Raw genomic sequence first — 12,505 nt, forward strand, 5'->3', positions numbered from 1 at the left:
GATTACAGCTTGGCGTCGGCGGCCATCTGCACGTAGGTCGGGTCGAAGCGCAGCTTGAGGTTGGTCTTGTCGCCGCTGGTCACGCCGTTGGCGAACGCCATGCCGACCGCGCTGGTGTCCTTGGCGCCTTCCCCCAGCAAGCCGTGCTGGAAGGAGAACTCGGCGACTTTGCGCATGGTTTCCGGCAGTTGCTTGCTGGTGGAGAACGCCAGGGCTTCTTTGGGGGTGGCGAACAATTTGGTGGTGTCCAGTTGCGACTGGAAACCGGCCAGATCGGTGCCGGAAGCTTTGGCCATGTGTTCGAGGGCGGTTTTACTGGCGGCGTTTTTGGCGTTCATCAACTCGACCACTTCGAACCAGGCGCCGGTCAGCGCTTTGCCCAGCGCCGGGTTGTCTTTGAGGGTCGATGAGTTGACCACCATCATGTCCATGATTTCGCCGGGGATCTGGCTGGAGTTGAACACTTCGGTCACCGCAGGTTTGGCCTTGATGTCCGAAAGCATCGGGTTCCAGGTGGTGACAGCGTTGACCTGATCGGTGTTGAAGGCCGCCGAGATGTCGGCGTCGGAGGTGTTGACCACTTTCAGGTCTTTCTCAGTCAGATCGACCGAATCCAGCGCTCGGGCCAGCAGGTAGTGGGAGACAGAGAGCTCCACCAGATTGACGTCCATGCCTTTGAGGTCGGTGACTTTCTTGCCGTCGCCCTTGAGCACGATGCCATCGTTGCCGTTGGAGAAATCGCTGACGATCAGCGCGGTGCTGTCGACGCCGCCAGCCGCCGGAATGGTCAGTGCATCCATGTTGGTCATGGTGCAGCCATCGAACTGGCCGGCGGTGTATTGGTTGATGGATTCGACGTAGTCATTGAGCTGCACGACATCGATCTTGATGCCGTACTTCTTCGCCCATTTATCGACGATGCCTTGGCTGCCTGCGTATTCCCAGGGCATCCAGCCGGCGTAGATGGTCCAGCAGACGCTGAAGTGGTCTTTCTGGGCGGCCTGGGACGAGACGCTCACGAAGGCTGCGAATGCAGCGGCGAGCAGGGCGGGTAAACGAAGCTTGAGCATGGTGGTTCTCCAGTTGATCAAGGGCGGGCAGGAGTCAACGCGGCACCGCGAACGGTGGCTTGTCTCCCGGGCTTTTGTCCCGCCGTGTAACCTCAACTGGAGGTCGCCAACTCTCGGACCAGCCACTCGCCTTAGCGAGCCGGAACCCTAGTCAGCCATTGCAAATTGTGGTGCCGCGAACCTGTGATGACTCCTGCACGTGTTTGCTAAAGCGAGAGCCGTGCCAAGTCGGCTTGAGCGCTCTAGCGTGGGCGATTACGCAGTTGGCGCGTTGGGAAGAGGTGGCGGCGCTGCCTTGTGATGGTGCGTGGGTGCACCGCAATGGATCGGGTCGGCCGCTGATCTGAAGGTCCAGGCGGCTCGGCACTCGGCGCAGCATCGCCAGTCAAAACAGGTGTCAGCCGGCCTGTTCCGGTTGTGGGTCTTTCAGGAGGCCGCCATGTTTCGTCGACTGTTGTTTGGTGTTGTTCTCGGCCTGGGATTGTCCGGCTGCTACTACTACGCTGGTGGTTACGATGTGTATTCCGAGCCTTATTACTACCCCGGCTATTCACCCTATTCCTACGATTACGGACCGCGCTATTACTACGGACCGCGCTTTTATGGTGGCTATCGCTACTACTATTGGGGTGGGCACGGGCCAGGTCATTACGGTGGTGGATATCGCGGTGGCCACCATTAATCAGCGGGTGAATGGATGAAAAACCTTTCATCGGCGACTTGTTTCAATGTGTTTCAGGAACGCACCAGATTTGGAAAACGATGTCTGATCTTTCGACAGTCACCGAATAATTGACTGTCGCCTGCCAGCGTCGCTGGTGTGGCTCACTCGCGGTCCAGGAGGCCGCCATGTATCTGCGAATTCTTCTGATTGCTGTATTGGGATTGTCTCTTGGTGCATGCGTGCCTTATTCCGATGGAGGAGCCAGCTACTACAGTTCCGAGGTCTATACCTCGCCAGCCTATTATGACGGCGGACCTTACTATTCAGGCGGCGGCGGTTATTACACGCAACCACGCCGGTACTACGCCCCGCCAGCGCGGTATTACCAGCCAACGCCGCGGTATTACTATCAGCCGCGGGTTTATCAACCGGCACCACGCTATTACCAGTCGCAACGAGGCGACTATCGGGCCCATCAGAATCGCGGCTGGGATGGCCATGACCGTGGCGGTTGGGACGGCCGTAACCGCGGTGGAAACAACGACTATCGCGGCGGCAATGGCGGACGCGACAACCGTGGCGGAAGGGGCGACCACAACGGTCGCGGCGATCACGACGGCCGAGGCGGCCACCGGTAGGCCTCACAAAAACCTCTACAAAAAAGCGGCGCATCAAGCGCCGCTTTTTTTTGGCTGCGTCAGGCATGGATCCTTGGGTCGTGACTGGTGTTTGGAGGTGAAGCCCTCAACGGAATCGTACGGCTGGTGGCGGGAACGCCCCTACTCGGTTCGAAAAATCACTCGTCTTGCCCATCTCCTCGGGTGTTCTCGGAACCCTCCTACAGTTTTATTTCTGCGCATTTGTTAGCGTTCGTATATTCATATTGATGTTGGAAAACTTCAGTTTATGGGGGTATCTAAGGAAAGAAGCCACTCAAATTATGAATCTACTTATTATTCATCAAAACTTTCCCGGTCAATTTCGGCATGTTGCCTTGGCGGCGCAGAGTCGCCCGGACATCGCAGTGACTGCGATAGGGCGGGATACCGCTCCAGGAGTTCATGGGGTAAAGCTTCTTCGATATCGACCTATAAGAAAAACATCGAATTTTGCTCATCCGTATTTGCATAAATATGAAGAGGCGATATTTGATGGGCAACAAGTTTTGGGGGTGTTGAAAAGGCTCAAACAAAAGGGTTATTGCCCCGATGTGATACTCGCCCATCCGGGATGGGGTGAAACACTGTTCGTTAAGGATGTATATCCTGACATTCCGCTCATTCATTTCTGTGAATATTATTATCATTCAAAGGGTGCGGATATGGAGTTCGATCCGGAATTCCCATGTCCCGTAGATGCATCATCAAGGCTTCGTCTCCTGAATTCGATGCATCTTTTGAACCTTGAGCAATGTGATGTTGGAATTTCGCCAACACATTGGCAGCGCAGTCTGTTCCCGCCAATTTATCACTCTAAAATTCATGTGATTCATGAAGGTGTCCCTTCGCAATCTTCCGAGCCTGTGCCTGCCTCTGTAAAGCTACCCAGTGGGCATGTGATAAAAGCCGGCCAATCAATCGTGACGTACGTTGCCAGAAACCTAGAACCCTATCGTGGTTTTCATAGTTTCATGAGGTCCATTCCATACATTCAAGCCAAGTGCCCAGACGCCCACATCGTAATAGTAGGAGGAGATGGCGTAAGTTATGGGCGTATGCCTATAGGGTATGAAAACTGGCGCAGCAAAATGCTGGCTGAATTAAAAGTGGATCTTTCCAGAGTGCATTTTACCGGCAAACTGCCTTATGAAACTTATAGGAGTATTTTGCGGGTTTCAGTAGTTCATGTTTATTTGACTTATCCCTTCGTTCTGTCTTGGTCATTGCTTGAGGCTATGGCGTCTGGATGTGTCGTTATAGGTTCCGATACCGCTCCAGTCAAAGAGGTAATTGTTGACGGTGTAAATGGATTGTTAGTGGATTTCTTCGATAGTGAATCGATAGCAGGAAAAGTTTGCAATGTTCTAAGGTCTCCTGGTGATTTTAGGCTAATTAAAAGATCTTCGGATTTGACAGCGAGCAAGTTTGATGTAAAGCATGGTGTCAAAGTCTATTTTGAGATTTTTGATCGCGTGATGTCTGGTTGTTGTTCTAGATTGGCTGTTTGATCATTTTAAAATGGAGTTTGAAATGCATAAATTGTTTCGCAAGGGCGTAAGTCGGTGGTGTAAGGCGATACTGAAGTACGGTTTGGTTTTGGCTCTGTGTTATTGGGTCGTGGATTTTTATATTGAATGGGGGCGCATGGCAGAAGCAAGAGAACGTCATTATCAGGAATCAAAAAAATGTAGTCAGAAACTTGCCGGTATGGAGCACGTTCCTATATTGGGAGGGGGGCTCCTTGATAGAACTAAAATACCAGGGTTCCATTTTGGTTCTTCAACGAGGGACGGGCTGTGTATTGCAGATGTTCTTGAGGGGTCTTTTTGGTGGACGGGTACTGAGCTGCGCACAGAATATCAGGAGAGCGGGAAAGAGCCTTCATCTAGTTGGGGGCATTTCAATGTGGCGGCTAGGCTATACACCAGAAAGCCATCCACCGAACCATACAATATGGGATTTAAGGTTGTTGATTGGCCTGAAGAGCTGATTGTGAAACTCAAAAATTATCCAGGCTTGGAGCTTTGGCTTAATGAGCGGCCTCCTAGTATTAAGAATGAGTTCTCAGTTACAGACTTTGTAATACGTGACTGGCGCCGACGTGACGGAACACCGCGCACGATATCGTGTGACGGTTTGGGCTCCCCGAGGAAGAAAACTTTAGAAAGTGGGGTAAGTAAGGCGGATCTATTGAGGTTTAATAAATCGCAACTGCAAAATTTAGATTTTGGTGATTTGAATGCCTATTGTACGGTCGGATTGCATGATTTCGATTTTGCAGGTGGGGATGCTCGTATAGGAACCGGTACTGGTTCGTTACGTGGGGCTCCCATAGCGCTTCGATTGCTTAGTGAACATCTTTCGCGTTCCATAATTACAGGGAAGTAACTATGAGCTATGTTTTTAGTGTCTCAGAGCAAAAAATAATTTTCGATGCTGTCAGTATATGCAATGGGATGGAGTTCGATTCGGAAAAAGAACGGTACAAAGAAGTAGCGATGGAAGGTAAGAATTGCGCACCTTTCTATCAGGCGTTATCAGATATTATTGGTGATAAGCTTTCCGGTCGAGTTGTTTTTGATGAAACCATTAAGCGGACTTTAAAAAGTGCCAAGCTCTGGCTTGATGTGGCGATTGATGCCAATGGAGGAAACGGTGCTTACTCTGCTCTAATTCGTGCCTATACGTTGCGGCAAGGACAACTGAGGCTGAATGAAGCATTTAGCGCTGATTTGATGCAACAAGCGTCTAATGGGGTGGCAGTCAATTTTGTAAATGCTTTGATTCACGGGTCGGTTAAAGATAATTTGGCACCGTGGACCGTACCTTTAATTAGCCAAATCGCTTCCATCGATGCAAGAGCCGTCGGTGAAATATTGTTCGAAGACGTAAGTGATGCACCAGACACTGCTTCAAGTCGTAATTCAGGATGGTCGGGGACAATCGCGTTCAGTCTGTTGGGTGGGGAGTTTCCCTATGAAACGTGGAGGTTAATATCGGCAGGTGATCCCGGGTCGGAAATAAAAGGCAGTCATGAACAAGCAAAGGTTAATAGAGTCGATGATTTTAAGAACATCCTGTTTGCCATAGACTCATACAGTGTGGCGCTTGAAGCGGTGATCAAAAATTTTGGCAGGAATATTTTTGATAGCTTGTTTTCAGTTGCGCCAGAGCAGATAAATGTGGCGCTTAGTAGTGGAAGTGTTAATCCGTTAATCCAGTATGTGGTTAAAGGAACGCCTATTTTGCCAGTGGTTAATCTGATATTAAGATACGGTGCGAATGCCTTCTTTGACATGTTTAGACGAACCTACGAAGGTGACGCTACTTTTACGGCGACCACGGATGAAACGTTTGCTGCTAACGCCTATACATTTTTCTCATCGCTCTCACCGAGTCAATCCCAAAGCATTGTTGCCAAGACGATTGGGGAATACGGCAGCGCTTCGGAGTGGGGAGTACTAGCCGCCGCGGATACGTCTACCGGCCAGGCAGTACGTAACTCTCTCAAACACCTGAGTGAAATAGTTATAGAAAGAGGCGAAGGTTTTTCAGGTTGTGGTCTGGAACTCTATGACTCGAAAACTGGCGAAGGTGTCATTACGGAACAATGGCTATTTGATCGCGCAGACATGTTAGGCCGCCTGATAGCCAGAACCAACGGATCATTTGGTGAAAACACGGCTCAGAAGTTCTCTTACTCAGATCTCGCATCAGGTAAACAGGCGGCAATGGCTACAGGGGTTTCAAATCCTCTGGTTATGTTTGGCGATGATGGAGGCCGTTCGTTCAGCGGTGGAACAAATATCGACCATCTCTATGGTGGTGCGGGCAATGACACGATCAACGGCCTGGATGGGAATGATCATATTGACGGTGGTCACGGTAACGACTCGTTAACGGGTGGAGATGGGAATGATGCGCTGCACGGGATGTCCGGTGATGATGTATTAGTGGGTGGAAAAGGTAACGATATTCTGATTGGCGGGGCAGGCAATGATCGATATGAATTTTCGAGTGGCGATGGAGTCGATCAGATTTTCGATTTTAACGCCGATGGTCAGATACTTATCAATGGCCTTCCGATACCTCTCCCAAAACGTAGCAGTCCTCTGAGTAATACCTGGATTACTGAAGATCGGACCATTACTTTAACCCTCATCGAAGAACTCACTGAAAAAACACTTAATATTAAATACGGTAAGCATGACCTGGTTGTTATAAAGCACTACACGCCAGGAATGTTGGGCATCCAACTCCCGGATTACAAAGGTCAGCCCATTCCGAGACCCAATCTAACCGTAATGGGTGATTGGAAAGCAAAAGATACCGATCCAGATGTTCCCGGTGATCAGTTCTCTTACGATGAACTGGGCAATGTTGTGGTGATGCCGAATGTAAAGCAGAGAAACAAGGCCGACATGCTGCACGGATCGCCGAACGATGACTTGCTCATTGGGCTTGGCGGACCTGATCGGTTATTCGGTCGCGCCGGAAATGATCGTTTGTTTGGAGATAAGCAAACAACTATCAAAAAAGCGATGGCGGGTGGGGCAGTTCTCGGGGGAGCAAGCCGTGGCGATTGGCTAGATGGGGGGCTAGGCGATGATCTACTGATTGGCACCCCATCCCCAGACGTGCTGCTTGGCGGAAACGGACTAGATACGCTTATTGGCGGGGCGGGCGACGATTATTTATCGGGTGATGATGTGACCGCTGGTCTGGCGGAAAACTGGGACTTTAAAACCATTGACGTCCCTCTTGGCAATGGTGTTATCAGCAGGCGTGGCGTCCTTTCCAATGCCTCCTCCAGCAATGCCGTGGAGGGTGGTGACGACATTCTTTATGGTCAAGGTGGTCAAGACTTTATGACGGGTGGCTGGGGCGACGATTTGCTCGATGGCGGAACCGGGAATGATGTGATGAGCGGTGATCAGGGAAATGACACCCTTCGCGGAGGCAGCGACGACGACATTTTGTTGGGAGACAACCTCGACTGGGCTCGAGGGCTCCAAAGCAGAAACCATGGAAACGATTTGTTAGACGGTGGGGATGGCAATGATGAACTTGCCGGTAATGGCGGCAGCGATGTGTTGTACGGCGGTCTCGGTAACGGCTATTTAAAGGGGGATGATCCCGTCCTGCAGGGTATTGAGGGTAATGCCGCAGATTATTTCGGCAGTGATTTTCTGGATGGTGGTGCGGGTGACGACACCCTCCAAGGTGGCGGTGCTGATGATTCACTTTATGGTGGTGCAGGTAACGATAATCTATCTGGCGATTACACCGATCACCCAGTTCGTTACCACGGTGATGATTTTCTTGATGGCGGTGTTGGTGATGACACGCTTTTAGGCATGGGTGGCTCCGATACGCTGGTAGGGGGACAAGGGAATGACGCCCTGGATGGAGATGAGCACAACCTGGAGGAGGGGGGAACTAATGATGACTACATTCAAGGAAATGCCGGAAACGACACGCTCTGGGGAGGCTTGGGTGCCGATACACTTTACGGAGGTGCTGATGATGACATCTTGCTTGGTGATTATGAGCTAAGACCCGAAACGGAACATGGCGCAGATTATCTTGATGGCGGTGCAGGTAACGACACGCTGCTAGGCGGCGGTGGAAACGACACTTTATATGGCGGTGCAGGTGGGGACTATCTTCGCGGTGGTCCCGGTAATAATGTTTTTGGAGGAGGCAGCGGCAACGACTATCTGGATGGGCTAGACGGCGATGATATTTATCATTTCGGCGCCGGAGATGGTGTCGACGTTATCGCAGATACGGGCGGAAACAACATCATAAAATTCGGACCTGGCTTTACTGCAGATAATTTAAAAGCTGACATTATTGTTGTTGATGTTGGTCCAGTATTACGAATGTCCAATGGTTTGGGTGACGCCATTCGGATCCGGGATTTTGAAAAGTGGCAGAGTTCATCTTTTAGTTTTAGTGACGGTTCTGTTTTAAGTTTTCAGGGCGTTATGAAAATAGTCCAAGGGCCGGTAGACGTTTCGTCTTTGGCAGAAACATCTCTGGTAGGAGGTGCAGACGGAAGTAGCACGCATAATGCTGCGGTCGATACTCCTCGCCTTAAAGGTGATAATGACAAACTGTGGGGCGAAGAGTTTCTGGCGAACATGAAAAAGCGCCGCTCGGCATTTATACTCGCATCGGGGTTCGTGCTAAATGCTCAGGGAGCCTGGAGCAAAAGCCATATTACTGATAACGAGTACAGCTACCACGAAAAAACTAATTTAATTGTTGAAAGCTTCCAGGCAGGATCCTTGTCGGAAACTCCGGATCGAATGAGTCTTGTTTCTGGTAGAGCAGTACTCAGTGAGAGATCCTCAAATACAACGTCCCGCACTGAGTCAATACCTTCAGTGGAGGGCGGACTGAAATATACGCCAAAACAAGAGCCGCAATACTATCCCTCTGGCTCAAGCTACAGTGGGTTTGCTTTAAGTGCTGGTGAAGTTGTCATCGAAAATAAAAGCGTCACAGGTGTCATTCAAGGTTGGTATGTTTATCCTGCTGGCAGCTTCGAAGATGGTGCAGTTAGTTACAAGCAGTTCAGTTGGGATGCCACGACTGAAACCATTAGGCACCAAGTTGTTCAGGGCGATGATGCTGGCGGTAGAGTAAATCTCGAAGGCGGCAATATTTTTCATGGCGGGACGGGCGATGATTTAGTCGTCACCGTTAAGGATCCCGACGTTAATTATGGTGAACATGAAGGTAAGACACCCGGTGCGTTTCTTTCAGGCGGGGCAGGAAACGATACGCTGCTTGGATCAGACGGCGCGGATTATTTAGTCAGTGGCTCAGGGCATGATTGGCTTTACGGTGAGAACGGTCCTGACACTTACATAATAGGCGCGCATGCTGGAGCGACTACCATTATTGCGGATATGTTAAGCCCTGTTTTTCTGCGTCCTGAAGTTGGGGTTGCTGGGTGGGAATCTGAGTCCGGACCAGACGATACTGATACCGTTAGACTTCCGGGTGGGATAACTCTTGAACAGTTGCAATTAAGTTGGGGTACCGTATTGGTTGAGGCGGTCAATATAGAGTTATCACCAAATCCACAGCGCGGCACCTATCGCAGTCCACCTCGAGGGCTGATGCTGTACTCAACGCTTGATATTTCCTGGGGTAAGGAACAACAGGTTCGTATTGTATTGCCGAATGCAAGTGATCTTGGTGGCTCTGGTATTGAAGTTATAAAGTTTGCAGATGGTACGACCATTCGTTTGGAACAGCTTATCGCTAACAGCAAATTAGGTCCTGCTCCTGATAGTTACCATAGCGGCATTTTGGTGGTCGATGCTCCTTTGGTCAGATCTTCTCGTGATAATAAAGCGCTTCCTCTCGTTGGTGGTCGAGGTGATGACACTTTGAGTGGGGCAGGTGAGATAAGAGGCATGCAGGGAGATGACTCGATCTCGGGCGGTCCAGGAGACGATGTTCTTTGGGGAGGGCCGGGTGACGACACTCTAGCAGGTGGCGCGGGTAATGACGTTTACAAATATGACGGGCTGGGAAGAGATTTGATTGTTAATGCATCTGGCGGTATTGATGGAATTGATTTTACGGATTTCGATGTGTCCATCCTTCAGCTGAAATTTCACCGCGATAATGATGATCTCGTCGTAGTGGTGAATTATGGTTCGTCTCCGAAGATACGAGCGGTTAATCATTTTTTAGGAGGCGATGCCGCGATAAGTTTTATAAGAGTACAAGGAGTGGATAGAGTTCCTCAAGACTACACGGCGGACCAACTTGTTGATCTTCTACACGCTTTGCCCCCGCTAAGGGATGCGGAGGACATCTTGTTGCGTAATGACGATGAAGCGTTGCAGGCAGCGAAGGAAATAATACAATTTTATGGGCTTAACGGTTAATTATTACTTCAATGCCAAACAGGTGATGACTACAAACAATTTCTCCGCTTGCGGTAGGAGGCTCGTTCCGGGAATAGGGTAGGGACGAAGTGCAGTTAACAACGTGTACGAGCATGGTTTGCCCGCGATAAGCCCTTGAGATAGCCATCGCGGGCAATGCCCGGATTTCAGTATTCCTACAGATCGGCCAGAGGATGCCGGCCTTCCCAGGCCTTGTGAAAATGCGCATCTACCACCGCATCCGGCAGGTTATTGATGTCTGGCCAGTGCCAATGCGGTTTTTGATCCTTGTCGATCAATCGTGCGCGCACGCCTTCGCTGAATTCAGGATGACGGCAACAGTTGAGGCTCATGGTGTATTCCATCTGAAAGACTTGAGCCAGCGACATGTGCCGGGCGCGGGCGATCTGTTCCCACACCAGATGAGCGGTCAGGGGCGCACCTTCGCTCATGGTTTTCGCGGCACGGCTGAGCAGCAGATCCGTGTTGTCGCGCAGCTGGCTGATGGCCTTCCAGGCGCAGCGCACGTCACTGACATCCAGCAGCTCATCGATCTGCTGGCGTCGTGGCAGCCATTGGGCTTCGGGCATTTGCGCGATGGCTTCCTGCTGCAGGGCTTTGAGCAGACTGTTCAGCTGCATCGGCGTCTGTTCCTGCCAGTTCAACTGCAGCAGGCCTTCCATCAGCTCTTCCTGCTGTTCATCGAGCAGGAAACGGTCGGCCAAGTCGAGATCGATCGCATCGCGACCGTTCATATGGGCGCCGGTCAGGCCGAGGAACAATCCGAGCTTGCCGGGCAGACGCGACAGAAACCAACTGGCCCCGACATCCGGGTACAAACCGATACTGATCTCCGGCATCGCCAGGCGGCTGCTCGGCGTGACAATCCGGATGCCCGACGCTTGCAGCAGCCCCATGCCGCCGCCGAGCACATAGCCATGCCCCCAGCAGATCAGCGGTTTAGGGTAAGTGTGCAGATTGAAGTCCAGGCGATATTCCGCCGCAAAGAAATGCGCGGCCAGCGGCGGCACTTCGCCGGGATGGGCGCGACAGGCTTCCACCAGGCTGCGGACTTCACCGCCGGCGCAAAAGGCCTTGGCGCCGTTGCCGCGCAACACGACGCAGACGATTTGCGGTTCTTTGGCCCAGACGTCCAGTTGATCGCGCAAGGCGTTGATCATCGGCAGTGACAGGGCATTGAGGGACTTTTCGGCATCCAGGCTGGCGACTCCGATGCGTGCGCCGTCGGTGCCAGTGAGTTCTTCGAAGTGCAGATTCATCGTGACCTCGATCGGGAATTTGAGCGTTCAGTATGATCGCTATGTAGGAAAGTGCCGGATCTGCGTCAGATCAATTGACAAGCGTGATGGGCTTTCCTAGGGTTCGCCCCATTGTTTTTGCCGGATGTAACCATGACTGCTGACGACCGTATCAAACTCGAACCGAGCTGGAAGGAGGCACTGCGTGCCGAATTCGACCAGCCCTACATGGCAGAGTTGCGCAATTTCCTGCAAGAGGAGCGCGCGGCCGGCAAGGAAATCTACCCTCCAGGACCGATGATTTTCAACGCGCTCAACTCGACGCCGCTGGATAAAGTCAAAGTTGTCATCCTCGGCCAGGACCCGTACCACGGTCCGGGACAGGCCCATGGCTTGTGCTTCTCGGTGCAACCGGGCGTACCGGCGCCGCCGTCGCTGGTGAACATCTACAAAGAGTTGAAACGCGATCTGAACATCGACATCCCGACCCACGGTTGCCTGCAAAGCTGGGCTGACCAGGGCGTGCTGATGATCAACACCACCATGACCGTGGAACGCGCCAACGCCAACGCCCATGCGGGCAAGGGCTGGCAGTACTTTACCGATCGGATTATCGAAGTGGTCAGCGAACACCAGCCACATCTGGTGTTCCTGCTGTGGGGCGCGCATGCCCAGAGCAAGCAGAAACTGATCGATGCCACCAAGCATCTGGTGCTGACGTCGGTGCATCCGTCACCGTTGTCCGCCTATCGCGGCTTCCTCGGGTGCGGGCACTTCAGTCGAACCAATAAGTTTCTGGAACAGAATGGCGAAACGCCGATCGAATGGCGGTTGCCGCCAGTTTGATGCGTTGACCGAGTTGGCCCCCTTCGCGAGCAGGCTCGCTCCCACAAGGATCACGCGAACCCTGTGGGAGCGAGCCTGCTCGCGAAGGGGGCGA

The 12,505-nt window shown here is 51.8% G+C and carries 8 protein-coding genes and 1 riboswitch; of the genes, 6 read left to right on the plus strand and 2 right to left on the minus strand.

The genetic code is table 11. From position 1 onward, the window contains the following. Positions 1–2: 2 nt before the first annotated feature. The gene (locus ACYZTZ_RS04040; protein WP_223432991.1) at positions 3–1,070 is read right to left on the minus strand and encodes a putative urea ABC transporter substrate-binding protein; all 1,068 of its coding nucleotides are present in this window, start codon (positions 1,068–1,070) and stop codon (positions 3–5) included. A 61-nt stretch (positions 1,071–1,131) separates the two neighbouring features. After that, positions 1,132–1,232: riboswitch (guanidine-I (ykkC/yxkD leader) on the minus strand. Positions 1,233–1,509: 277 nt separating this feature from the next. On the opposite strand from ACYZTZ_RS04040, the gene ACYZTZ_RS04045 reads away from it, so the two are divergent. The 5 genes from ACYZTZ_RS04045 to ACYZTZ_RS04065 all read left to right on the plus strand — a co-directional run bounded on the left by ACYZTZ_RS04045 (position 1,510) and on the right by ACYZTZ_RS04065 (position 10,306). Further along, positions 1,510–1,752: a hypothetical protein gene (locus ACYZTZ_RS04045; protein WP_461997295.1), complete on the plus strand. Its 243-nt coding sequence runs from the start codon at positions 1,510–1,512 to the stop codon at positions 1,750–1,752. 167 nt (positions 1,753–1,919) lie between these two features. Further along, positions 1,920–2,372 (plus strand): hypothetical protein, encoded by a 453-nt coding sequence (locus tag ACYZTZ_RS04050; protein ID WP_461997296.1) that lies wholly within the window; start codon positions 1,920–1,922, stop codon positions 2,370–2,372. 302 nt (positions 2,373–2,674) lie between these two features. Next, a complete protein-coding gene (locus ACYZTZ_RS04055; protein ID WP_461997297.1) occupies positions 2,675–3,901 on the plus strand; it encodes a glycosyltransferase family 4 protein in 1,227 nt (408 codons plus the stop codon). A gap of 22 nt (positions 3,902–3,923) precedes the next feature. Further along, positions 3,924–4,781 (plus strand): hypothetical protein, encoded by an 858-nt coding sequence (locus ACYZTZ_RS04060; RefSeq protein WP_461997298.1) that lies wholly within the window; start codon positions 3,924–3,926, stop codon positions 4,779–4,781. A 2-nt stretch (positions 4,782–4,783) separates the two neighbouring features. Continuing rightward, positions 4,784–10,306, plus strand: a complete 5,523-nt coding sequence (locus ACYZTZ_RS04065) for a calcium-binding protein (protein ID WP_461997299.1) — start codon at positions 4,784–4,786, stop codon at positions 10,304–10,306. Between the two features lie 176 nt (positions 10,307–10,482). Here ACYZTZ_RS04065 and ACYZTZ_RS04070 read toward each other — a convergent pair whose 3' ends face one another. Then, on the minus strand, positions 10,483–11,586 hold the full coding sequence (locus ACYZTZ_RS04070) for an enoyl-CoA hydratase/isomerase family protein (RefSeq protein WP_461997300.1): 1,104 nt from the start codon (positions 11,584–11,586) through the stop codon (positions 10,483–10,485). 132 nt (positions 11,587–11,718) lie between these two features. Here ACYZTZ_RS04070 and ung point away from each other — a divergent pair, with 132 nt between their 5' ends. Continuing rightward, positions 11,719–12,411 carry a uracil-DNA glycosylase gene (ung, locus tag ACYZTZ_RS04075; RefSeq protein WP_056742570.1) on the plus strand — a complete coding sequence of 231 codons (693 nt, stop codon included), beginning with the start codon at positions 11,719–11,721 and terminating at the stop codon, positions 12,409–12,411. The last annotated feature ends 94 nt before the right edge of the window (positions 12,412–12,505 follow it).

The organism is Pseudomonas sp. LB3P58, assembly GCF_054897895.1.